The 23,236-nt window shown below is 70.4% G+C and carries 19 protein-coding genes and 1 pseudogene; 6 read left to right on the forward strand and 14 right to left on the reverse strand.

Annotated features, from left to right (window positions below):
- The first annotated feature begins 22 nt into the window (after positions 1-22).
- Both AU196_RS10630 and AU196_RS10635 read left to right on the forward strand, forming a co-directional pair.
- Positions 23-2,995 (forward strand): bifunctional [glutamine synthetase] adenylyltransferase/[glutamine synthetase]-adenylyl-L-tyrosine phosphorylase, encoded by a 2,973-nt coding sequence (locus tag AU196_RS10630; RefSeq protein ID WP_059095032.1) that lies wholly within the window; start codon positions 23-25, stop codon positions 2,993-2,995.
- Between the two features lie 6 nt (positions 2,996-3,001).
- Positions 3,002-3,862 carry a TIGR03619 family F420-dependent LLM class oxidoreductase gene (locus AU196_RS10635; RefSeq protein ID WP_059095033.1) on the forward strand — a complete coding sequence of 287 codons (861 nt, stop codon included), beginning with the start codon at positions 3,002-3,004 and terminating at the stop codon, positions 3,860-3,862.
- 11 nt (positions 3,863-3,873) lie between these two features.
- On the opposite strand, the gene AU196_RS10640 is transcribed toward AU196_RS10635, so the two are convergent.
- The 6 genes from AU196_RS10640 to glnA form a co-directional block, all read right to left on the reverse strand.
- The gene (locus AU196_RS10640) at positions 3,874-4,254 is read right to left on the reverse strand and encodes an STAS domain-containing protein (RefSeq protein WP_059095034.1); all 381 of its coding nucleotides are present in this window, start codon (positions 4,252-4,254) and stop codon (positions 3,874-3,876) included.
- Positions 4,251-5,312, reverse strand: a complete 1,062-nt coding sequence (locus AU196_RS10645) for a cobalamin B12-binding domain-containing protein (RefSeq protein WP_059095035.1) — start codon at positions 5,310-5,312, stop codon at positions 4,251-4,253. Before AU196_RS10645 ends, AU196_RS10640 begins: the two co-directional genes overlap by 4 nt.
- On the reverse strand, positions 5,309-6,955 hold the full coding sequence (locus tag AU196_RS10650; protein ID WP_059095036.1) for a PP2C family protein-serine/threonine phosphatase: 1,647 nt from the start codon (positions 6,953-6,955) through the stop codon (positions 5,309-5,311). Before AU196_RS10650 ends, AU196_RS10645 begins: the two co-directional genes overlap by 4 nt.
- Before the next feature lie 102 nt (positions 6,956-7,057).
- Positions 7,058-7,627: a DoxX family protein gene (locus AU196_RS10655; RefSeq protein ID WP_059095037.1), complete on the reverse strand. Its 570-nt coding sequence runs from the start codon at positions 7,625-7,627 to the stop codon at positions 7,058-7,060.
- 32 nt (positions 7,628-7,659) lie between these two features.
- Positions 7,660-8,091, reverse strand: a complete 432-nt coding sequence (gene dtd, locus AU196_RS10660; protein ID WP_059095038.1) for a D-aminoacyl-tRNA deacylase — start codon at positions 8,089-8,091, stop codon at positions 7,660-7,662.
- A 65-nt stretch (positions 8,092-8,156) separates the two neighbouring features.
- Positions 8,157-9,593, reverse strand: coding sequence for a type I glutamate--ammonia ligase (gene glnA / locus AU196_RS10665; protein ID WP_059095039.1), 1,437 nt, complete (start codon positions 9,591-9,593; stop codon positions 8,157-8,159).
- 148 nt (positions 9,594-9,741) lie between these two features.
- Here glnA and AU196_RS10670 point away from each other — a divergent pair, with 148 nt between their 5' ends.
- Positions 9,742-10,224, forward strand: a complete 483-nt coding sequence (locus tag AU196_RS10670; protein ID WP_059095040.1) for an RDD family protein — start codon at positions 9,742-9,744, stop codon at positions 10,222-10,224.
- 39 nt (positions 10,225-10,263) lie between these two features.
- Here the strand turns inward: AU196_RS10670 and AU196_RS10675 are convergent.
- The 7 genes and pseudogenes from AU196_RS10675 to sucB all read right to left on the reverse strand — a co-directional run bounded on the left by AU196_RS10675 (position 10,264) and on the right by sucB (position 18,288).
- Positions 10,264-11,116 (reverse strand): annotated as a pseudogene (locus AU196_RS10675) (putative endonuclease domain-containing protein).
- A 100-nt stretch (positions 11,117-11,216) separates the two neighbouring features.
- A complete protein-coding gene (locus AU196_RS10680; protein WP_197415754.1) occupies positions 11,217-13,028 on the reverse strand; it encodes an amidohydrolase in 1,812 nt (603 codons plus the stop codon).
- Between the two features lie 52 nt (positions 13,029-13,080).
- Positions 13,081-13,833: a DUF4191 domain-containing protein gene (locus tag AU196_RS10685; protein ID WP_059095042.1), complete on the reverse strand. Its 753-nt coding sequence runs from the start codon at positions 13,831-13,833 to the stop codon at positions 13,081-13,083.
- A 4-nt stretch (positions 13,834-13,837) separates the two neighbouring features.
- A complete protein-coding gene (gene lipA, locus AU196_RS10690) occupies positions 13,838-14,755 on the reverse strand; it encodes a lipoyl synthase (protein ID WP_502687250.1) in 918 nt (305 codons plus the stop codon).
- A gap of 23 nt (positions 14,756-14,778) precedes the next feature.
- Positions 14,779-15,462, reverse strand: coding sequence for a lipoyl(octanoyl) transferase LipB (gene lipB / locus AU196_RS10695; RefSeq protein ID WP_059095044.1), 684 nt, complete (start codon positions 15,460-15,462; stop codon positions 14,779-14,781).
- Positions 15,463-15,479: 17 nt separating this feature from the next.
- Positions 15,480-16,388 carry a TIGR01777 family oxidoreductase gene (locus AU196_RS10700; protein WP_059095045.1) on the reverse strand — a complete coding sequence of 303 codons (909 nt, stop codon included), beginning with the start codon at positions 16,386-16,388 and terminating at the stop codon, positions 15,480-15,482.
- Positions 16,389-16,392: 4 nt separating this feature from the next.
- Positions 16,393-18,288: a 2-oxoglutarate dehydrogenase, E2 component, dihydrolipoamide succinyltransferase gene (gene sucB / locus AU196_RS10705; protein WP_059095046.1), complete on the reverse strand. Its 1,896-nt coding sequence runs from the start codon at positions 18,286-18,288 to the stop codon at positions 16,393-16,395.
- 148 nt (positions 18,289-18,436) lie between these two features.
- Here sucB and AU196_RS10710 point away from each other — a divergent pair, with 148 nt between their 5' ends.
- Together AU196_RS10710 and AU196_RS10715 are read left to right on the forward strand one after the other, a co-directional pair.
- Positions 18,437-18,787, forward strand: a complete 351-nt coding sequence (locus AU196_RS10710; protein ID WP_059095047.1) for a hypothetical protein — start codon at positions 18,437-18,439, stop codon at positions 18,785-18,787.
- A gap of 7 nt (positions 18,788-18,794) precedes the next feature.
- Positions 18,795-20,573 carry an SDR family oxidoreductase gene (locus AU196_RS10715; protein ID WP_059095048.1) on the forward strand — a complete coding sequence of 593 codons (1,779 nt, stop codon included), beginning with the start codon at positions 18,795-18,797 and terminating at the stop codon, positions 20,571-20,573.
- Positions 20,574-20,592: 19 nt separating this feature from the next.
- Here the strand turns inward: AU196_RS10715 and AU196_RS10720 are convergent, their stop codons facing one another.
- Complete coding sequence (locus tag AU196_RS10720; protein ID WP_059095049.1) at positions 20,593-22,110, reverse strand: leucyl aminopeptidase; 1,518 nt, start codon at positions 22,108-22,110, stop codon at positions 20,593-20,595.
- Positions 22,111-22,135: 25 nt separating this feature from the next.
- Here AU196_RS10720 and gcvT point away from each other — a divergent pair, with 25 nt between their 5' ends.
- A complete protein-coding gene (gene gcvT, locus AU196_RS10725) occupies positions 22,136-23,230 on the forward strand; it encodes a glycine cleavage system aminomethyltransferase GcvT (protein ID WP_059095050.1) in 1,095 nt (364 codons plus the stop codon).
- Positions 23,231-23,236: the final 6 nt, after the last annotated feature.

A 23,236-nucleotide genomic window follows, 5' to 3' on the forward strand; every position in this document is an offset into this window, starting at 1 on the left:
CCGGCGCGGTAACGTCAGCAGCGTGGCGAGACCGTCGACCGAACGCTCGAAGCTGCCCAGCACCGGGCGCCTCGGATTGGTGGACAGGCAGGCCACCGCCCACCTGGACCGGCTGGGCTGGAACACCGACCGGCACGTCGAACTGCTGTGGTCGCTCTCGCGCGCACCGGATGCCGACAGCGCACTGCACACGATGGTCCGCCTCGCCGATGCGCTCGGCGACGGCTGGGACGCGCTCAATAAGGCGCTGCTGACCGACAAACCCTTGCGCGGACGGCTCTTCGCGGTGCTGGGCTCGTCGCTCGCGCTCGGCGACCACCTCGTCGCGCACCCGGGGAACTGGGAACTGCTCGCCGGCAAGGTCGCGCTGCCGACCGCCGAGGCGCTGCGCGAGGAGTTCGTCGCGATGGCCGAATCGGTCGACGCCGCGGCCGCGATGGTGCCGCTGCGCACGCTGTACCGCGACCGGCTGCTGGTGCTCGCGGCCCTCGACGTGGCGCCCACCGTCGAGAACGAACCCGTGCTGCCGTTCTCGACGGTCGGCGAACACCTGTCGGATCTGGCCGACGCCGCGCTCGCCGGTGCGCTCGAGGTCGCGATGCGCACGGTGTGCGGCGACGGCGACCGGCCCCGCATCGCCATCATCGCGATGGGCAAATGCGGTGCGCGCGAACTGAACTACGTCAGCGACGTCGACGTCATCTTTGTCGTGGGGGAGGCCGCCGAGTCCGACATCCGGACCACCACCCGGGTGGCCGGGGAGATGATGCGGTTCGCCGCCGACGCCTTCTTCGAGGTCGACGCGGCGTTGCGCCCCGAGGGCAAGCACGGCCAGCTGGTCCGCACGCTCGATTCCCACGTTGCCTACTACCAGCGCTGGGCCAAGACGTGGGAATTCCAGGCGTTGATGAAGGCGCGACCCGCCGCCGGTGACGCCGAATTGGGCCGCGAGTACATCGAGGCGCTGACACCGATGGTCTGGACAGCCTGTGAGCGTGAGGATTTCGTGCCCGAGGTGCAGGCCATGCGGCGGCGGGTCGAGGAACTGGTGCCCGCCGGGGTGCGGGCGCGGGAACTGAAGCTCGGCACGGGCGGCCTGCGCGACGTGGAGTTCGCCGTCCAGCTGCTGCAGCTCGTGCACGGGCGCAACGACGAGTCGCTGCACGTCGCGTCGACCGTCGACGCGCTGGCCGCGCTGGGGGCGGGCGGTTACGTCGGCCGCGACGACGCCGCCAACCTGACCGCGTCCTACGAGTTCCTGCGGCTGCTCGAACACCGGCTGCAGCTGCAGCGGCTCAAACGAACCCACATGCTGCCCGAGACCGACGACGACGAGGCGCTGCGCTGGCTGGCGCGGGCCGCGCACGTTCGTCCCGACGGTCAGCGCGACGCCCTCGGTGTGTTGCGCGAGGAGCTCAAACGGCAGAGCCTGCGGGTGTCGCGGCTGCACGCCAAGCTGTTCTACCAACCGCTGCTGGAGTCGGTGGGCCAGCCCGCGCTGGGCATCGAACCCGGTATGAGCACCGCCGCGGCCGAACGTCAGCTCGCCGCACTGGGTTACGAGGGCCCGCAGAGCGCGCTGACGCATCTGGCCGCACTGACCGGGGAGGGCGGACGGCGCGGCCGCGTCCAGCGGGTGTTGCTGCCGACGCTGCTCGACTGGCTTTCCGACACCCCCGACCCGGACGCGGGCCTGCTGTCGTACCGCCGCATCAGCGAGGCGCTGGCCGAACAGCGCTGGTATCTCGGCACCCTGCGCGACGAGGGGGCCGTCGCCAAACGGTTGATGCGGGTGCTGGGCACGTCGGCCTACGTGCCGGACCTGCTGATGCGCGCCCCCGAGGTCATCCAGCTCTACGCGGACGGACCCAACGGCCCGAAACTGCTCGACACCGAACCCGAGGCGATGGCCAGGGGGCTGGTGGCGTCGGCGGGCAGGCACGCCGACCCGGTGCGCGCCATCGCCGCCGCGCGCACCCTGCGCCGCCGCGAACTCGCACGTATCGCCTCGGCAGATCTGCTGGGCATGCTCGACGTGACCGAGGTGTGCCGGGCGCTGACCGCACTGTGGGTCGCCGTGCTGCAGGCCGCGCTGGACGCGGTGATGCGGGCCAACGCCCCCGAGGGTGGCCCGCCCGCGCGCATCGCGGTGATCGGTATGGGCCGGCTCGGCGGCCAGGAGCTGGGATACGGCTCCGACGCCGACGTGATGTTCGTCTGCGAACCGTGCAGCGGCGCCGAGGAATCCACCGCGGTGCGGTGGGCGACCGGCATCGCCGAGCGGGTGCGCTCCCTGCTGGGCACCCCGAGCGCGGACCCGCCGCTGGAGGTCGACACGGGGCTGCGGCCCGAAGGGCGCAACGGACCGCTGGTGCGCACGCTGGCGTCCTACGAGGCGTACTACACCCAGTGGGCGCAGCCGTGGGAGGTGCAGGCGCTGCTGCGCGCGCACCGCGTCGCAGGCGATCTCGAACTCGGTGAACGGTTCCTGCTCATGATCGACAAGACGCGCTATCCGGCCGGCGGGGTGTCGGCGCAGGCCGTGCAGGAGATCCGGCGGATCAAGGCCCGTGTCGACGCCGAGCGGCTGCCGCGCGGCGCGGACCCCAACACCCACACCAAACTCGGCCGCGGCGGGCTCGCCGACATCGAATGGACCGTGCAGCTGATGCAGCTGCGGTTCGCGCACAAGGTGCCCGCCCTGCACTGCACCTCGACGCTGCAGGCGCTCGACGCGATCGGCGCCGCCGAACTCATCGCCGAAGGCGACATCGACCTGCTGCGGCAGGCCTGGCTGACGGCGACGCGAGCGCGCAACGCGCTGGTGCTGGTGCGCGGGAAACCGACCGACCAGCTGCCCGGCCCCGGCCGGATGCTCAACGCGGTGGCGGTGGCCGCGGGCTGGGACAACGACGACGGCGGCGAGTTCCTGGACAACTACCTACGGGTGACGCGGCGTGCGAAGACGGTGGTGCGCAAGGTGTTCGGTGGCTGAGGTCCGATGAAGTACTACATCAGCCCGGCGTTCGTCGACACCAGCGAGATCGTCGACATCGCCCGTGCCGCAGACGAACTCGGCTACGACGGTCTCGGTATCCCGGACCACGTCGTCAACCTCGAGACGCTCCGGACGCCGTATCCGTACACCAGGGACGGACAACGGCGCTGGCAGCCGTTCACCCACTGGCCCGACCCGTGGGTGCTCGTCGGCGCCCTCGCGCAGGTCACCACCCGGTTGCGGTTCGTCACCACGGTGTACGTGCCCGCGATGCGCGACCCGTACTCGGCGGCCAAGGCCATCGGCACCGCGGCCTACCTGGCCGGCGGGCGGGTGGAACTCGGCATCGGGGTCGGCTGGTGCGAGGACGAGTTCCGGTTGATGGGGCAGCGGTTCGACCGCAGGGGCCGGCGCACCGACGAGATGCTCGACCTGTTCCGGGCGCTGTGGCAGCCGGGCTGGACCGAGTTCGACGGCGAGTTCTACCCGACCCCGCGGCTGGAGATGGAGCCCACACCGCCGCCCATCCCGATCTACGTCGGCGGCCTCAGCGACGTCGCGCTGCGCCGCGCCGCGCGCAACGACGGCTGGATCGGCGATCTGATCACCACCGACCGGGCCATCGCCGCGGCGCAGCGGCTCCACGAACTGCGCACTGCCGCCGGGAGATCCGTCGAGGACTTCACGATCCTCACGCCGCTGACCGACGCGCTGGTGCGGGCCGACTACGACCGCGCCGAGGCCGCGGGCATCACGCACATCCTCACCATGCCGTGGATGTTCTACACCGGCGCCGACGCGACGCTGGCGGAGAAGATCGACGGGATGAAGCGGTTCCGCAAGGACCTCGGACTGGACGGGTGACCGGGGCGCGCTCAGCCGATCTCGGTCTCGCCCCGCTCGCCGTCCGGCTTGTCCGCCGGTGCGGGCACCGCGTTCGCGCTCCGTCCGGTGACGTACTCGAGGATCCCGGTGACGTCGAGGACCCGCTCGAAGTAGCTCGGCCGGTTGTCGAGGTGCAGTTCGACGCCGGCGCCCGAGGTGCGGCGCTCGATCAACAGCAACCCCGACAGACCCGCTGAGTCGCAGAACCCCAGGTCGGCGCAGTCGAGGCGCAGTGTGCGGAGTCCGGGGTCGGCCTCGAGCAGCCGCGATGCCGTGTCGACGAACTCACCGGTCGTCTCGGAGTCGAGCTCACCGGCGATGTGCACGGTGGCCGAGCGGCGGGCGGCGTCGAAAGAGCAGGTCAGCTTCATGCGATGGTTTCCATGTCGGTCGGGTGGCCCAGGGCGATCGATGCTGCGGTCAGGAGACGCTGGGTGCGGGGGAACTCCACCAGTTGAGCCCGCAGGGATTCCAGCGCCGGGTGAAGTGAGGTTGCGGGCACGCCGCGAGCGACGAGGATGTCGGCGGTCCAGGTCAGGAAACCGGTGAACAGTTCGTCGTCGTCGATGTAGAGCGCGGTGGCGAGGAAGTCCACGATGTGGGCGATGTCCTCGGTGGTGTGCTGGCGCTGCCGTTCGCTGTAGGTCCGCATTGCCGGGAAGCCGTTCTCCAGGTCGACCACGGTCGCCTTGACCAGTTGTGGCGCGGTGCGGCTGACCATCGTGTACTCCTGGTCGCCCAGATGCGGCAGGTCGTCGATGGGTTGGTGTGACGTGGGTCGGTGTCCCCGGTCGACGCCGCGGCTGAGGCACTCGGCCGCCGCCCGGGCGTCGGGGCCCCAGGCGTCGGCGCCCAGCCGGCGGGCGTAACGCCCGTCCGGCCCGAATGCGGCGCCACCGGCGATGACCGGGACGCCCGCGGCCTGGCACGCGGTGATCGCGGCGTGGGCAGTGGGCAGCCGGGTCGGAATGGAACACGACAGCGCCACGGCGACGGGTCCGGTCTGGTGCAGGTGGGCGATGAGGTGCGGGGTGGGCACCTGCGCGCCCAGGAAATCGACCTGCCAACCGCGCAGCCGCAGCACCTCGGCGAGCAGACGCGCGGGCAGTGCGTGCCACTCGCCGTCGACACACGCCACCGTGACCCGGCCGCTCCTCGTGGTCGGTGCGCTGGCCGGGTGATGTGCGAGTGCGGCGATCACCCGGTCGTTGATGGCCGTGGCGGCGTGTTCCTCGGCGACGGTGATCCGGTTGGCGGCCCACTCGGTTCCGACGCGGTGCTGGACCGGGGCGATGACCTCGAGCAGCACGTCCTCGGCGCTCACACCCGTGTCGATCGCAGCGAAAACCGTTGCGGCCGCAGCGTATTCATCTCTATCGAGGACGGCGTTCCACAGTCGCTCGCGCAGGCTCGCGTGGTCGGCGCTCACGCGGTGTACCTGCCCGCGGTGTGGCCGTCGACCGCGCTGAGGTGCGTCCGGCGCGGAGCGGTGATCGCGACGACGGCGATGTCGTCGTGCTCGCGGCGACTGACCCACTGCGTCGTGAGCATCATGATCCGCTCGACCACGGCCTCGGCCGGCATCCCCGCGCACTGTTCCAGGGCGGCCGCGAGGCGCTGCTCGCCGAACATGTCGGTGCCGAGCGGGCCGCCCCAGGCCTCGGTGACGCCGTCGGTGTACAGCACGCACGTCTCGCCGGGCGCCAGGGTCGTCTCGAATGTGCGGGTCTGGATCTTCTCCAGCACACCCACCAACTGACCGCGGGTGTCGGCCTCCTCGACCCGCCCGTCGCAGCGCACGATCAACGGCGCGCAGTGCCCGGCGCTGGTCAGCCGCAGCGCCACCTGTCCGTCGCGGCGTGCCACCGACGCCAGGACCAGGGTGGCGAAGCGGGTGTGGTCGGTCGAGAGCAGGGCGCTGTTGAGCAGTCCGAGTACCCCGCGGTGGTCCTGCGCCAGCGGCGCGAGGGCCTGCAGGGTGTTGCGGATCTTGCCGGTGAGGACCGCGGCCTCCAAACCCTTGCCGCACACGTCGCCGAGGACGACGAGGGTGTCGTCCTCCGGGGTGGCCCCCGGGTGCACGTCGTAGAAGTCGCCGCCGACGACCTGATGGTCCTCGGAGGCGCGATAGCCGCCCGCCAGTTCGAAGCCGTGAAGGCGGCGCAGCTGAGGGGGGACGAGATCGCGCATGAGCGTGCGGGTGATCTTGGACTGTTCGGCGTAGAGCCCCGCCGCCGACAGCGCCGCTCCGGCACGCGCGGCGAACAGCCGCGCGGACAGCTCCTCGTCGTCGCCGAAGACCGACGCCCGCCGCAGCAGCACCAGCGCCCCGGCCGGGACGCCGAGGCCGGGAAGCGGGGTGATCAGCACCGACCCCACCGGTTCGCCGAACGTCGACGGGATGAGCCACTCGGGCAGCGACGCCGGATCGAGCCAGCGTGAGGGCACGGGCGGGAAGCCGCGCAGCGCCTCACTCAGTCCCGCCACCACCGCGGGGTCGGTCTCGACCGTGCGCTGTTCCACCCCGCCGCGGTCACCGCAGACGACGGGCAACCGGTTGCCGGCGACCGGAGAGACGACCGCCGCCGCGTCGGCGAGATGCCGCGTCGCCAGCTGGACGGTCGCCGACATGCAGCGATCGACGTTGAGTGTGGCCATCAGCACCGCCGAGGCCTCGTCGAGGAAGGCGGTGCGCGCCTGCTCGCGGGAAAGCGCCTCCTGGGTGTCGGTGAGCTCGCGGTCGGCGTCCTCGATCAACCACCAGGCGATCTCACCGTCGAGCACGGTGGGTCGGGCCTCGAGGCGTGCGCCGTTCCAGGCGCCGGACACGGCCGGCGCGTCGAAGTCGTGCGTGGCGAGTCGCTGTGCGAGCCGGCGGTGCGCCTGAGCCAACCACGGGGGTGTGACCTCGTCCACGTCCGCGCCCGGCACGGCCGACGGCAGAAGCGCCTGCGTGGACGGGCTCACCGCGCGGACGGTGCCGGCCGCGGTCACCACGACCACCGGGTGGGGGACGGAGGACCACGCGGTGCCGAGACCCGTGGCGACGCCGATGGGACCGTCCCCACCCATGCAGCCTCCTCAATGGGGGCCACCGCATGTGCAACGGCATCTTCACGTCGCAGACATGAAGGCCCCTCGGCGACGCTACCGTGCCTCGCGGTGGAGGGCCAGCTAGTAGCGGGGCCGACGGAACCGGCTCAGCAGGCCGCCACGGCGCACGGGCTGACCGGTGGTGTAGCCGGCCGGTGCGGCAGTTCCGGGCGCGTTGCGGGTGCCGTAGCCGGTGGGGGCGGCGGTACCCGTGACCACACCACCGGTCGCGACGCCCCGGCTGCGCCGACGGGCGTCGACGGACCAGACGCCTGCGCCCAGCCCGGCCAGCGCCAGGAACGCGAAGCAGTACAGCAGCGCGGGCTCGCCGCCGTTGCCGCCCACCCCCTGGTCGTAGGGCCAGAAACCGTTGGGCAGGTGCTGCCACAGATAGGCCACCGCCATCTCGCCGGAGGCGATGAACGCCGCGATCCGGGTGAACAGCCCGATGGTGATGAGGATCCCGGCGACGAACTCGATCAGACCGGCCCACCAGGAGGGCCAGGTGCCGACCGGGACGGACTGGCCGAGCGGCCAACCGAACAGCTTCATGGTGCCGTGCAGGGTGAAGGCCAGTCCGAAGACGATCCGGAACAGGCTCAGGAGCGGAGAGGAGTAGTTCGCCAAGCGTGTGTCGAATGTGGTCGCCATGGGGTGACACTACGCGCAGACGTGCGGGATTTTCACAGCTCGAGCAGCACTGTTACCGGACCGTCGTTGACCAGTTCCACTTTCATGTGCGCCCCGAAAACTCCTGTTCGCACGGGAGCCCCGAGCCCTCGCAGCGCCTCGCAGAACGCCGTCACCAACGGTTCGGCGACCGGTCCGGGCGCCGCGGCGTTCCACGACGGCCGTCGCCCCTTGACGGTGTTGGCGTAGAGGGTGAACTGGCTGACGACCAGGATCGGGGCGCCGATGTCGGCGGCCGAGCGCTCACCGTCGAGAATCCGCAGCTGCCACAGCTTCTCGGCGAGTTTGCGTGCGATGTCGGCGTCGTCGGTGTGAGTGACGCCGACCAGCGCCACGAGTCCCTGCGACAGCGGCCGGATCTCGCCCACCACCTCGCCGTCGACGACGACGCTCGCCGAGCAGACCCGCTGCACCAGTACCCGCATGTCTCCATCCAAGCGAAAGGGCCGGGCGGCATGCACGCCACCCGGCCCTTGCCGACGCCTGAGGTCTAGACGTCGAAGTACAGCGCGACCTCGTACGGGTGAGGACGGATCTGGATCGGCAGGATCTCGTTCTCCCGCTTGTAGGAGATCCAGGTCTCGATCAGGTCCTCGGTGAACACGCCGCCCTCGGTGAGGTACTCGTGGTCCTCCTCGAGCTTGTCGATCACCGCCGAGAGCGAGGTCGGGGCCTGCGGGATGCTGGCGGCCTCGTCCGGCGGCAGCTCGTAGAGGTCCTTGTCGACCGGGGCCTGCGGCTCGATCTTGCGCTTGATGCCGTCGATGCCGGCCATCAGCATCGCCGCGAACGCCAGGTACGGGTTGCCCGAGCTGTCCGGGCAGCGGAACTCGAGGCGCTTGGCCTTCGGGTTGTTGCCGGTGATCGGGATACGCACGCACGCCGAGCGGTTGCGCTGGCTGTACACCAGGTTGATCGGCGCCTCATAGCCCGGCACCAGACGCTTGTAGGAGTTCACCGTGGGGTTGGTGAACGCCAGCAGCGACGGGGCGTGGTGCAGGATGCCGCCGATGTAGTGGCGGGCGGTGTCGGACAGACCCGCGTAGCCGGACTCATCGTGGAACAGCGGCTGGCCGTCCTTCCACAGCGACTGGTGGGCGTGCATACCGGAACCGTTGTCGCCGAACAGCGGCTTGGGCATGAAGGTGACGGTCTTGCCCTCCTGCCACGCGGTGTTCTTGATGATGTACTTGAACAGCAGCACGTCATCGGCCGCGTGCAGCAGCGTGTTGAATTTGTAGTTGATCTCGGCCTGGCCGGCGGTGCCCACCTCGTGGTGGCCGCGCTCGAGGGTGAACCCGGCGTTGATCAGGTTGGTGGCCATCTTGTCGCGCAGGTCGACGTAGTGGTCGTAGGGCGCGACGGGGAAGTAGCCGCCCTTGGGCCGCACCTTGTAGCCGCGGTTGGGGCTGCCGTCCGCCTCGAACGGCTCACCGCTGTTCCACCAGCCCGACTCGGAGTCGACCTCGTAGAAGGTGCCGTTCATCTTCGAGTCGAAGCTGACCGAGTCGAAGATGTAGAACTCGGCCTCGGCGCCGAAGAAGCAAGTGTCGGCGATACCGGTGCTGATCAGGTAGTTCTCGGCCTTGCGCGCCACGTTGCGGGGGTCGCGGGAGTAGGCCTCGCGGGTGAACGGATCGTGCACGAAGAAGTTCATGTTGAGCGTCTTGGCGTGCCGGAACGGGTCGATGCGCGCGGTCTCGGGGTCGGGCAGCAGCATCATGTCCGACTCGTGGATCGACTGGAAGCCGCGGACAGACGAGCCGTCGAACGCCAGACCGTCTTCGAAGACGCTCTCGTCGAAGGCCGAAGCCGGGATCGAGAAGTGCTGGACGACGCCGGGCAGATCGCAGAACCGAATGTCGACGTATTCGACCGATTCGTCCTTGATCAACTTGATGATGTCGTCGGCCGTCTTATCTGCCACTCTAGTTTTCTCCTTTACTGGTAACCCGCGCGTTGACGCTAGGGACACGATGTTGCACGGTCGTCAACCGCATGTTGCGCCGAAGTTACGGCGGAGCATCACACCCGGGTTCGAGGCGAGCGCCTGGGGTCCGCCTATCCTTTCAAGTATGGCCCGCGCGCTCGGGTCCTGGCTGTCCGGTCCGGAATCGAACCGCGGACCCGGCGGCCCGGGCCGACCACCGAATGAATACCCGGGTCAGCGGCTCGGGGCGCCCGACCAGGGGCCCGGATCGATGGCGCGGTTCGGCCGCCGGGTCGCGGCGATGCTCGTCGACTGGTTCATCGCCTATGGGCTGGCCGCACTCGCGATGACGCTCGGCCTGATCTCGGTGGGCGCGATGTCGACGGTGATCCTCGTCATCTGGTTCGTCCTCGGGGCGGTGTCGGTGCGCCTGTTCAGCTTCACCCCCGGCCAATTCGCCCTCGGGCTGACGGTCGTGTCGATGGACGACCGGGAACACGTGGGTCTGGGCCGGGCCCTGGTCCGCGGGCTGATGATCGCGTTGGTGATCCCGGCCCTGTTCACCGACGAAGACCTGCGCGGCCTGCACGATCTGGCGACCAAGACGGCGGTCGTCCGCCGAACGTGAGCTTGTGTTCGACCTGCGGCCGTAATCTCGCACACGAGCTCACGTTCGACCAGCAGCGGCCAGCGCAGCCTCCGTGCGACCGATGATGACCGCCGACCGGTAGCGCAGCATCTCGGCGTTGACGTGGACGATGCGCCAGCCCAGTGCGGCGAGCCTGGCGCGCCGCTCGAGATCGCGGTCGCGGACGCGGGGATCGGTCCAGTGCTGCGGCCCGTCGTATTCGACGCCCACCCTTCCACCGCGGATAGCCCATGTCGATCCGGGCCACGAAGTCGTCGTGGTCGTACACCTCGATCTGCGTATGGGTCGGCCGCATCCCGGCTTCGGTGAGGATCAGCCGCGTCCGGGTCTCCTGCGGGGACTCCGCTCCGGCATCCGAGAGCACCAGGGCTCGGCGAAGCTGCGCGACGCCTCGGGCACCCCGATGACGTCCGACGAGTTCATGGACCTCGTCAACACTCTGGCGCGTCGCGTGCCTGAGCGCATCGAGGCGCACCACTGCGGCCGTCATGCCCTTGCGACGGCCGAGGTCGAACGCCGTCCGCGCGGGTGTCGTGGCGGGTATGCCTCGCACGACGCAGATCTCGTCGTCGGCCAGGGTGTCGCTGTGCAGCAGGATGCCGCTGGTCCGGTGCCGACTCGCCTGGTTGAGCTCGGCCGGCAGCGTCGCGTCGATCCACTTCGTCCCATGTAGCGCCGCGGCGGACAAACCCGCGGCGGTGGCCCGCCGACCCGACCAGAGCCACGCGCCGACTGCCTTGTCGACCGCCGTCACCACCTGCCCCTTCGGCACGTAGACGTTGCGGAACAGCGAGTCGTGGCGGGTCGCCAACTGGTATCGGTTGACGACTCCGGCCGCCAGCGCCTCGGTGCCGAGGAAGGGCCACTGCACCCCGATAAGACGGCTCGCCCGCCCGCGCCGGTTCCGCCCGATCGAACGTGAGCTCGTGCGCGAAGATCCGCGCAGAACTCAAGCACGAGCTCACGTTCGGCTAGCTCTCGTGCCGGACCTGGCCGTCCATCATCGTCATCACGACGGTGGCCCGGTGGATGTCGTGCGGGTCGATGTCGAGGATGTTGCGGTCGAGCACGATCAGATCGGCCCGCTTGCCGACCTCCACCGAACCGACCTTGTCGTCGAGCCGTAACTGGTACGCCGCGCCGAGCGTGTTGGCGTGGATGGCCTCGGCCACGGACAACCGCTGGTCGGCGGGTTCGAGCACGGGCGCGTCGGGTTCGCCGATCAGCTGCCGGGTGACCCCGACCTGAATCGAGTCGAGTGGTTTGTACGTCGAGAAGTACCCGGCCGCCGGCCAGTCGGTGCCCAGCGAGATGCGGCCACCCGACTCGAGCACCGCCTGCGGGCGGTACATCAGGTCCTTGCGCGGCGACCCGTAACGGGCGCCCATGTTCTCGAGCGTGTCGGGATCGGCCGACATCCAGTTGGCCGAGAACTGCGCGGTGACGCCGAGCGCGCCGAAGCGGGGGTTGTCGGTGTCCTCGACGAACACGAGGTGGGCGATGGCATGCCTGCGGTCGCGCGGGGGATTGGCGGCGATCGCACGTTCGATGCCGTCGAGCGCGACACGGGCGGTGCGCTCTCCGCACGCGTGCACGTGCACGTCGAACCCGGCGGCGTCGACCGCACCGATGAGCTGATGCCACTGCTCCTCGGTGAACGGCGACCCTCCGGTCGAGTCGGGTTTGTCCGCGTACGGCTCGACCAGCCAGGCGGTGTAGCCGCCCTGCGTGCCGTCGCCGACGATCTTGACCACGTCGACCGACACCAGGTCCCCGGACACCCGCCTGCGGACCTCGTCGAGCGCGGCCACCGCACCGTCGACCGGCGCCGACCGCACCGAATACGATGCGACGACGCGGAACGGCAGGTCGCCGCGCTTCTCCACATCGGTGTAGAGGCGCAGCAGCGCGGCCTGGTCGTCCCCGATCGGCGGCACCCCGGCGTCGAACACCGAGGTGATCCCGGCCGCCGACGCCTTCGGCAGCCAGCCCTCCATCAGTTCGCCCATGGTGTCGGGCGAGATCGGCTCGACGGCGTCGACCAGCCCGAGCACGGCGTTCACCTCGAGGATGTAGCCGGTGGGGTCACCGTTTCCGTCGCGCGCGTAATAGCTGAACCCCGGGATCGGGTCGGAGGTGTCGCGGCCGACGCCCGCCATCTCCAGGGCCTTGCTGTTGGCCCACAGACTGTGGCCGTCGATCGCGAAGAAGAACCCCGGCCGGTCGGGCAGGATGCGGTCCAGCTCCGCGCGCGTGGGTCCTTCAGGCCCGAACATGTCCACGCGCCAACCGAATCCGCGGACCGCCCCGTCCGGGTTGGCCTTCGCGTACGACTCGATCGCGCTCAGCGCATCGGCCAGTGTCGGCACCTGCAGATCGACACCCGAGGTGAGGAATGCGCCGAGGAAAGGGTGAGTGTGGCCCTCGACGAAGCCCGGCATCAGCAACTTGCCGCCGAGGTCGACGACGCGGGTCGCCGGCCCGGCGAGCGCCATCGCGCCCGCCTCGTCGCCGACGTGGGTGATGGTGTCGCCCGTGACGGCGACAGCCTGTGCCCACGGGGCCGGGCCGGCGACGGTGTAGACCGCGCCGTTGCGGAACACGAAGTCCGCGTGCTGCTTTCCCGCGCCGGGGGAGGTCGCCGGGCCGGGGGACTGCGACGGGGAACACGCACTCGCCGCGGTCGCCGCCGCTATCGTCGCGGCGGCGCGCAGCACCGTCCGACGGGTGGCCCGGCCACCGAACGAGACGAAATGGGGCGCCCACTCACACGCAGTACACACCCGCGGAAGTATGGCGGGCGAGCGCCGGTCCTGCTCTGCGGCGCGCCGCCGGCTAGCGGCGGCGCACGGTGCGCTGCACCCCGCGCATCTTGGCCTGCGCCGGCATCGGGCCCTTCGGCATCGCGGCGGGGCCGATCTTGGTGCCCAGGGCGGCCAACCGCGACTCCAGCGCGTCCATCTGCTTGACGGTGATGTTGGCGGGCAGCTTGTTGAGGTGGCGTTCGAGCTTGGACAGCGGCACCTCACCCTCCCCGTTGCCGACGACGACGTCGTAGATCGGGGTGTCGCCGATGAGCCGTGCGGTGCGCTTCTTCTCCTGGGCGAGCAGCGGCTTGACGCGGCCGGGTGACCCCTCGCCGACGAAGATCACGCCCGGGCGGCCGATCACCCGGTGCACCGCGTCGAAGTTGCCGGTCGCCGCCACCCCCGGGGTCACCCGCCACCGTCCGCGCAGATTGTCCAGCGCCCACGCGGCGGCACCGGTCTGGCCCTCGGCCTTGCGGTACACCGACTTCTGCGCCCGACGGCCGAAGATGATGAACGCGACCAGCGCGCCGAGCACGATGCCCAGCGGGATCAGCGTGTACATCGTGAACCCGCCGGCCAGGACACCGATCGCGACCGACGCCCCGACGATCACGACGAACGCGCCGATCATGTACGGCAGCAGCCGCTTGTCCTCTTTGCGCTGGATCTGGAACGCCTGCCAGAGCTGACTGCGCCGCTGTTTGGACGCGGCCTTGCGGGCGGCCTTCGCCTCGGCCTTGGCGGCCTTGGTGGCGGCGGTGTTGCGGGTCTTGGCCATGCCCTCAGGATACGGGTGGCGTCGCGGCCGGTTTCAGCCGCGCAGCCTGCGCGTACAGCCGCCCCGCCCGGTACGACGACCGCACCAGCGGACCGGCCAGCACCCCGGCGAACCCCAGACCCTCGGCGAACTCCGCGAACTCGACGAACTCCTCGGGCTTCACCCACCGCTCCACCGGGTGGTGGCGCGGCGACGGCCGCAGGTACTGCGTGATCGTGATGATGTCGCAGCCCGCCTCGTGCAGATCGGCCAGTGCGGTGCGCACCTCCTCGGGCGTCTCGCCCATGCCGAGGATCAGATTGCTCTTGGTGACCAGGCCGTCGTCGCGGGCCGCGGTCAACACCGCGAGGCTGCGGTCGTACCGGAAGGCCGGGCGAATCCGCTTGAAGATGCGCGGAACCGTTTCGACGTTGTGCGCCAACACCTCTGGGCGTGACTCGAAAACCTGCGCCAGCAGCTCCGGGACACCGTTGAAGTCGGGGATCAGCAACTCGACGCCGGTGTTGGGGTTGAGCCGCTTGATCTCGCGCACCGTCTCGGCGTAGAGCCACGCACCGCCGTCGGGCAGGTCGTCGCGGGCGACGCCGGTGACCGTCGAGTACCGCAGACCCATGGCCTGCACGCTCTCGGCGACCCGGCGCGGTTCGTCGCGGTCGAGTTCCGTCGGCTTGCCGGTGTCGATCTGGCAGAAGTCGCAGCGGCGCGTGCACTGCTCGCCGCCGATCAGGAACGTGGCCTCCCGGTCCTCCCAGCACTCGAAGATGTTGGGGCATCCGGCTTCTTCGCAGACGGTGTGCAGGCCCTCGCGCTTGACCAGTGACTTGAGCTCTTTGTACTCCGGGCCCATCTTCGCGCGCGTCTTGATCCACGGGGGTTTGCGCTCGATGGGCGTCTGCGCGTTGCGGACCTCGAGGCGCAGCATCTTGCGGCCGTCAGGCGTGACTGTCACTGTGTCGATCCTACGCCGGACACGACCAGCAGGCCGTCGAGCGCGTCGCACACCTGCCCGGCGACCGCGTCGGTGACCTCCGCGACGGTGACCCGGCGGCCCAGTTCGGCGGTCAGCGACGTCACGCCGGCGTCGGCGATGCCGCACGGCACGATCGCCGAGAACGCCGACAACTCGCAATCGCAGTTCAGCGCGAACCCGTGCAGCGTGGTGCCGCGCGAGACCCGGATGCCGATCGCGCCGATCTTGCGGGCCGGCCGCAGACCGTCACCGGGCAGCCACACCCCCGAGCGGCCGTCGACCCGCCCGGCGTCGAGCCCGAGGTCGGCGCACACCCTGATCAGCGCTTCCTCGATGCGGCGCACGAAGTTCACCACGTCGAGCGGTTCGGCCAGCCCGACGATCGGGTAGCCGACCAGCTGGCCGGGGCCGTGCCAGGTGATCTTGCCGCCGCGGTCGGTGTCCACCACGGGTGTGCCGTCCACCGGCCGCTCGTGGGGCTCGGTGCGCTTTCCCGCGGTGTACACCGACGGATGCTGCAGCAGCAGAAGGGTGTCGGGGCCGCCGGCCACCCGGGCGTCGACCAGCCGGCGCTGCTGCTCCCATGCGTCGAGGTAGTCGACGGTGCCCAGGCGCCGCACCTCGACGGGACGGGTCGACGACCTGATCGAAATCGCCATGGACTCGACGCTACTCGTCAGGCGTCCCGCGGGCCGGTGGCGTAGTCGAGTGCCTCGCCGACGGTGTTGTGGTGGAACGTGAACCCGGCCCGCTCCAGCGCCGCGGGGATCGCCCGCTGACCACCGAGCAGCCCCTCGTCGGCGAACTCGCCGAGCACCGTGCGCAGCGCGAAGCCCGGTACCAGCAGCGGGGTGGGCCGGTTGACCGCGCGGCCCAGCGCCGTGGTGAACTCCGCATTGGTGACGGGGGCGGGCCCGGTCAGGTTCAGCGGCCCCGACAGGTCCTCGTGCGCGACGGCGAACAGCACCGCGCGCACCTGGTCCTCGAGGCTGATCCACGGCATGTATTGCCTGCCGTTGCCCAGCCGGGCGCCCAGCCCCAGGCTGAACAGTGGCCTGAGCCGGCTCAACAATCCGCCGGACGGCGAGAGCACCAGACCCGTGCGCAGCAGCACCACCCGGGCGCCGTCGTCGGCGGCCGCCGCCGTCCCGGCCTCCCAGTCCACGCACAGCTGCGCGAGGAACCCCTCGCCCGCGGGTGCCGACTCGTCGGTGACCCGGTCGCGGGTGTCGCCGTAGTAGCCGACTGCGCTGGCGTTGATCAGCACCGGAACCCCGGCGTCGGCCACCGCGTTGGCCAGCACCTCGGTGGGGGCGATGCGGCTGTCGCGCAGGCTCTGTTTGAACGCGCCCGACCAGCGGCGTTGCCCCACGTTGACGCCGCACAGGTTGATCACGGCATCCACACCGTGCAGCGCGTCCGCGTCGAAGTCACCGCTGTCCGGGTTCCAGAACAGCTCGTCGGCGTTCGACGGGGGCCGGCGCACGATCCGCACGACGCGGCGGTCCATCGCGCGCAGCGCCGACACCAACGCCGAGCCGATCAGGCCCGAGGACCCCGCTATCGCGATCACGCGGTCGGACACCGGGTTAGAGCCCCAGGTCGGCCTCGAACGAACCCTCTTCGAGCCGGCGCTTGATGGTGGTCAGGAAGCGACCGGCGTCGGCACCGTCGATGAGCCGGTGGTCGTAGGTCAGCGGCAGGTAGCAGATCGACCGCACGCCGATCAGCTCGTTGCCGTACTCGTCGACGATCACCCGCGGCCGTTTGACGATGGCGCCGGTGCCCAGCATCGCCGCCTGCGGCGGCACCAGGATCGGGGTGTCGAACAGTGCGCCCTGGCTCCCGATGTTGGTGATCGTGAACGTGCCGCCGGACAGTTCGTCCGGTTTGAGGTCACCGGAGCGGGCGCGCGCCGCGATGTCGGCGATCGCCCGGGCCAGGCCCGCCAGCGACAGGTCGCCGGCGTTCTTGATCACCGGCGACAGCAGACCCTGCTCGGTGTCGACCGCGAAACCGAGGTGCTCGGCGTCGTAGTAGGTGATCTCCTTGGTGTCCTCGTTGTAGCTGGCGTTGACGTTCGGATGATGTTTGAGCGCGTCGATGACTGCCCTGGCGATGAACGGCAGGTACGTCAGGTTGACGCCCTCGCGCTCGGCGAAGTCGTTCTTCGCCTTGGCCCGCAGCGCCACGATCTTGGTCATGTCGACCTCGTGGGTCTGCGTCAACTGCGCTGTCGCCTGCAGGGATTCGCGCGTCTTCTTCGCGGTCAGCTGGCGGATCCGGTTGGCCTTCTGCGTGGTGCCGCGCAGGTGGGCCAGCGGCGCCTCGGAGGCGTTCGCGTCCGCGGGCGCCATCGCCGCGGCCGGCGCCTTGCCGGGTGCCTCGGCGGCGTCCTCGGTGCCGGACTTCGGCTTCTTGTCGGCCTCGGCCGCCGCGAGGACGTCCTGCTTGCGGATGCGCCCGCCGACGCCGGTGCCCTTGACCGCGGCCAGGTCGACGTCGTGCTCGGCGGCCAGCTTGCGCACCAGCGGCGTGACGTAGGGGCCGCTGCCGTCCGACGGCTCCGGCTCCTTCTCGGGCTCGGGCTCCTTCTTCGGCGCCGGCTTGGACTCCTGCTTCGGTTCGGGCTTCGAATCCTGTTTCGGCTTCGAATCCTGCTTGGACTCCTGCTCGGGCTCCGGTTCGGGTTCCTTCTCGGCCTCCGGCTCGGGTTCCTTCTCGGCCTCCGGCTCCTTCTCGGGCTCGGGCTCCTTCTCGGGTTCGGGTTCGGGTTCGGGTTCCTCGCCCCCCGCCTCATCGGCGTCGCCGATCTTGGCCAACTCACCGCCGACCTCGACGGTGTCGTCCTCCTCGGCGATGATCTCGAGCAGCGTGCCCGCGACCGGCGAAGGGATCTCGGTGTCCACCTTGTCGGTCGACACCTCCAGCAGCGGCTCATCGACCTCGACGCTGTCGCCGACCTTCTTGAGCCACCGGGTGACCGTGCCCTCGGTGACCGATTCTCCGAGCTCGGGCATCTTCACCGGCGTCGCCGAACCCGAGGACTTCGTCTTCGACTCCTTCTTCGGCTCGGGTTCGGGTTCTTCGTCGGCGTCGGCGTCGTCGTCCTCGGAGTCCTCGGCGGCGGGCTCGTCGTCCTCGGCCGGCTGCTCCTCCTCGTCCGCCTCGTCCTCCGACTGGTCCTCGGACTCGTCCCCGGAGGAGTCGTCGGACGAGTCGTCGGACGACTCATCGGAATCCCCGTCGCCGTCGCCGATCACGGCCAGTTCCCCGCCCACCTCGACGGTGTCGTCCTCCTGCGCCACGATCTTCTGCAGCACACCGGAGGCCGGCGACGGGATCTCGGTGTCGACCTTGTCCGTGGAGACCTCGAGTAGAGGTTCGTCCTGTTCGACCGTGTCACCCTCTTGCTTGAGCCACCGGGTGACGGTGCCTTCGGTGACGCTCTCACCGAGGGCGGGCATCTGAACAGAGACGGCCATGTGTGTTGGCTCCTTCGTACGATCAGTCGCAGGGGTGGGCGAACTCACAACCCATCCTTCCACGTCCGGCCCCGGCTTTCGCCGAGAGACTCGACAGCAGATTGCTCTGGCACTATCGAGAGGGGTCTGACGAGAGCCGAGGGAGACGGTGGGACTGTTCGACAAGTGGCGCGGGCGTCGCTCCGCGCGCGCGGACGGCGGTGACCCCGCGGCCGACCTGAGGTACCTGCGGCAGTGGGTGGCCGAACACCGCGGCGTCGAGGCCTACGTCGAACCGAAGACCACCGTCACCGACGTCACGGTGGTGCTCGTCGCCGCCGACGGTGAGTGGACGCGGCGGCGCGCCGGGGGAGACGCAGGTGCGCGGCGGCTGTCCGAGCGGCTCAAGATCCCGGTCTACGACGTCCAGAAGGTCGGCTACCCGCAGCGCATGCGCGACTATGACGCCCGACGGCGTATCGAACGCAAACGCGCCGCCCGCCGCGAACTCGAAGGGTGACGCCCCCATGTCCGAACGCCTGACCCGACCCACCCCCCGCTTCGTCGACAGCACCGACGGGGTCCGCGTCGCCGTCTACGAGGAGGGCGACCCCGACGGGCCCACGCTGATCCTCGTGCACGGCTGGCCGGACTCGCACGTGGTGTGGGACAGCGTCGTCGCGCGACTCGCCGACCGGTTCCACGTCGTGCGCTACGACAATCGCGGAGTGAGCCCGACCTCGGCGCCGAAACGCGCGTCGGCCTACACCACCGCCCGGTACGCCGACGACTTCGCCGCGGTCGCCGACGCGGTCGCACCGGGCAGGCCGGTGCACGTGGTCGCCCACGACTGGGGGTCGACCGGCATGTGGGAGTACCTGTCGCGACCCGAGGCCTCCGAGCGCGTCGCGTCGTTCACCTCGCTGTCGGGTCCGAGCGTCGACCACGTCTACCGCTACGTCCTCGACGGACTCAAGCGGCCCCACCGGATCCGGCGCCTCGGCCGGGCACTGAACCAGTTCACGCGGCTGAGCTACATGATTTTGCTGTCGGTTCCGGTGGTGGGCCCGGTGTTCGTGCGCACCTTCATCGCCGAGGGCCTGCGGCAGTTCCAGAGGGTGGGCGAGGGCATCCCCGCCGAGAAGCTCCTGCATTCGGCCACCTACCGCGCCGACGCCGCCCGCAGCGTGAAGGTGTACCGCGCCAACTACTTCCGTTCGCTGCTGAACAAGCGCACCCCCCGGGTCGTCGACGTGCCCGTCCAGCTGATCGTCAACACCGGGGATGCGTTCATCCGCCCGTTCGTCTACGACGAGATCTCGCCGTGGGTGCCGCGGCTGTGGCGGCGCGAACTGCGCGCCGGCCACTGGTCGCCGATGTCGCACGCACCCGTGATCGCCAGGGCGGTCACCGAACTCGTCGACCACGTCGACGGTGGTCCGGCCCCCAGGGAGCTGAGCCGGGCCCGCGTCGGCGTCCCGCGCGAACACTTCTCGGACATGCTGGTCTCGGTGACCGGGGCGGGCAGCGGCATCGGCCGCGAAACCGCGCTGGCGTTCGCGCGCGAAGGCGCCGAACTGGTGGTCAGCGACATCGACGAGGCCCGCGCGAAGGAGACGGCGGCCGCGATCGACGCCGCGGGTGGCGTCGCGCACCCCTACCGGCTCGACGTGTCCGACGCCGACGCGGTCGAACGGTTCGCCGACGAGGTCTGTGCCGCCCACGGGGTTCCCGACATTGTGGTCAACAACGCCGGGGTCGGGCAGGCCGGCCGCTTCCTGGACACGCCGCGCGACCAGTGGGACCGGGTGCTCGACGTCAACCTCGGCGGGGTGGTCAACGGCTGCCGCGCATTCGCGCCCCGCCTGGTCGAGCGCGGCACCGGTGGGCACATCGTGAACGTCGCCTCGATGGCGTCGTACGCGCCGCTGCAGTCGCTCAACGCCTACTGCACCAGTAAGGCCGCGGTGTACATGTTCTCCGACTGTCTGCGCGCCGAACTCGACGAGGCCGGGATCGGGCTCACGACGATCTGCCCGAGCACCGTCAACACGAACATCGTGCGCGACACCCGGATCCACGCCCCGGCCGACCGCACCGGCGACGTCGCCGGCCGTCGCGGCCAGCTGCAGAAGATGTTCGCGATGCGCCGCTACGGCCCCGACAAGGCGGCCAAGGCGATCGTCGCCGCGGTCAAGGCGAACAAGGCGATCAGGCCGGTGATGCCGGAGGCGTACTTCGTCTACGGCGTGTCCCGGGTCCTGCCGCAGGCGCTGCGCAGCACCGCCCGGGGCCGGGTGCTCTAGCCTTCCGGCTCAGGCCCGATCAGCCGCTCGCGGCTATGTCCTCCAGGACCGCGAACATCGTGCGCGTCGGCACCCCGGTGCCGCCCTTGGGGGTGTACCCCCACGGGCCGCCGGAGTTGTAGGCCGGGGCCGCCACGTCGATGTGCGCCCATTCGACGCCGTCGGCGACGAATTCCCGCAGGTAGGTGCCCGCGACCAGCATGCCCGCGTAGCGCGAACCGCTGACGTTGGCCAGGTCGGCGACCGTCGACTTGAGGTCGTCCTTGAGTTCCTCGGGAAGCGGCATCGCCCAGGCGTTCTCGCCGACCTGCTGCGACAGCGTCGCCACCCGATCGCGGAACGCGTCGCTGCCCATGACGCCGGGCGTACGCGAACCGAGGGCCACCGTCTGGGCGCCGGTCAGCGTCGACGTCTCGATCAGGTAGTCCGGATCGTCCTCACACGCCCGCACGATCGCGTCGGCCAGGATCAACCTGCCCTCGGCGTCGGTGTTGAGCACCTCCACCGTGGTGCCGCCGTACTGGGTGAGCACGTCGCCGGGCCGCTGCGCGGTCGCCGACGGCATGTTCTCGGCCATCGGGACGGTCGCGATCACGTCGAGTGGCAGCTGCTGCTTGGCCGCGAGCACGACGGTCGCGATCACCGCGGCCGCCCCGCCCATGTCGGAGGTCATGTGGTGCATGTTGGCGGCCGGCTTGATCGAGATGCCGCCGGTGTCGAAGGTGATGCCCTTGCCGACCAGCGCGACTTTCTTGCCTTTGCCACGTTTGGCGCCCTTGTGCGTCAGCCGCACCAGGCGCGGCGGCCGCGACGACCCCTTGCCGACCCCGACGATGCCGCCATAGCCCGCTTTGGCCAGCGCCTTGTCGTCGAGGATCTCGACGGTCAGCCCGGCGGCCTCGCCGAGGGCCTTGGCGCGCTGGGCGAACTCGTCGGGATACAGGTGGCTGGGCGGGGTGTTGACGAAGTCGCGGGCCGTCGCGACGGCGGTGGCGACGTCGGTGGCGCGCTGCGCGGCGTCGCCGGCGCGGCGCTTGGGTTCCTGGGTCAGCGCGGTGATCGCGCGCAGACCGCCGTGCTTGGGGGCGGTCTTGTCACTGCGGAACTCGGTGAACCGGTAGGAGCCCAGGATCAGGCCCTCGATCGCCGCCTCCAGGTCCAGTGCGGACAACGTGGTCAGCACCGCCGCCACCTTGTCGAGGGACCGGGCCGCGGCACCGGCCGCCCGCCGCACGGTGTCGGCGGGCCACGCGTCGCGGTCCTTGCCCACGCCGACGGTCAGCACGCTGGCCACCGACAACGACGACACCACCAGGCGGTGCGTCTGGCCCTCGCCGCCGGTGGCGCCCAGCGCCTTGAGCGAGGCCTCGATCTCGTTGACGGCGTCCCCGTCGAGGAACGGGGCCGCGGCCAGGACGACGGCGGTGTCGTCACGGGTGACGACGGGCACGACGAGCACGGCCTCACCCACACCGCGACGCGGGATGGACGAACTGACGGTGACGATGGGGGCCTGGTAGCCGGGATCGGAACTCACGAGAATCCACCCTAAGGTGTCAGGCGTGAGTGAACCCCTGCACGGCCCCCTGGAAGACCGGCACCGCGAACTGGGAGCGACGTTCGCCGAGTTCGGCGGCTGGCTGATGCCGGTGTCCTACGCGGGCACGGTCGGCGAGCACACCGCGACCCGCACCACGGTCGGGTTGTTCGACGTCAGCCACCTCGGCAAGGCGCTGGTGCGGGGACCCGGCGCGGCGGCGTACGTCAACGCCGCGCTGACCAACGACCTCAACCGCATCGGGCCGGGCAAAGCGCAATACACGTTGTGCTGCAACGACTCCGGCGGAGTCATCGACGACCTGATCGCCTACTACGTCTCCGACGACGAGATCTTCCTGGTCCCGAACGCGGCGAACACCGCCGCCGTGGTGGCCGCGCTCGCCGAACGGGCGCCCTACGGTGTGACGGTCACCGACCAGCACCGCTCGTTCGCGGTGCTGGCGGTGCAGGGGCCGAAGTCCGCCGAGGTGCTCGGCGCGCTGGGTCTGCCCGCCGACATGGACTACATGGGCTATGTCGACGCGGATCTCAACGGCACGGCCGTGCGGGTGTGCCGCACCGGCTACACCGGGGAGCAGGGCTACGAACTGCTGCCTGCGTGGGACGACGCGCCCGTCGTGTTCGACGCGCTGGTGTCCGCGGTGCGCGAAGCCGGTGGTGAACCGGCCGGGCTCGGCGCACGCGACACCCTGCGCACCGAGATGGGCTATCCGCTGCACGGTCACGAACTGTCGCCGGAGATCTCCCCGCTGCAGGCACGCTGCGGGTGGGCGGTGGGGTGGCGCAAGGACGCCTTCTGGGGCCGCGACGCGCTGCTCGCCGAGAAGGAGGCGGGTCCCAGGAGGCTGCTGCGCGGGCTGCGCGCGGTCGGGCGCGGGGTGCTGCGGCCGGACCTGACCGTGTTCGACGGCGACACCGCCGTCGGCGTGACCACGTCGGGGACGTTCTCGCCGAGCCTGAAGGTCGGCATCGCGCTCGCGCTGGTCGACACCGCCCACGACATCGCCGACGGCGCCCGCGTCGAGGTCGACGTCCGCAACCGACGGGTCGAGTGCGAGGTGGTGCGTCCGCCGTTCGTGACGGCGAAAACCCGCTAGCCACCG

The organism is Mycobacterium sp. IS-1742 (assembly GCF_001500125.1).
GTDB lineage: Bacteria > Actinomycetota > Actinomycetes > Mycobacteriales > Mycobacteriaceae > Mycobacterium.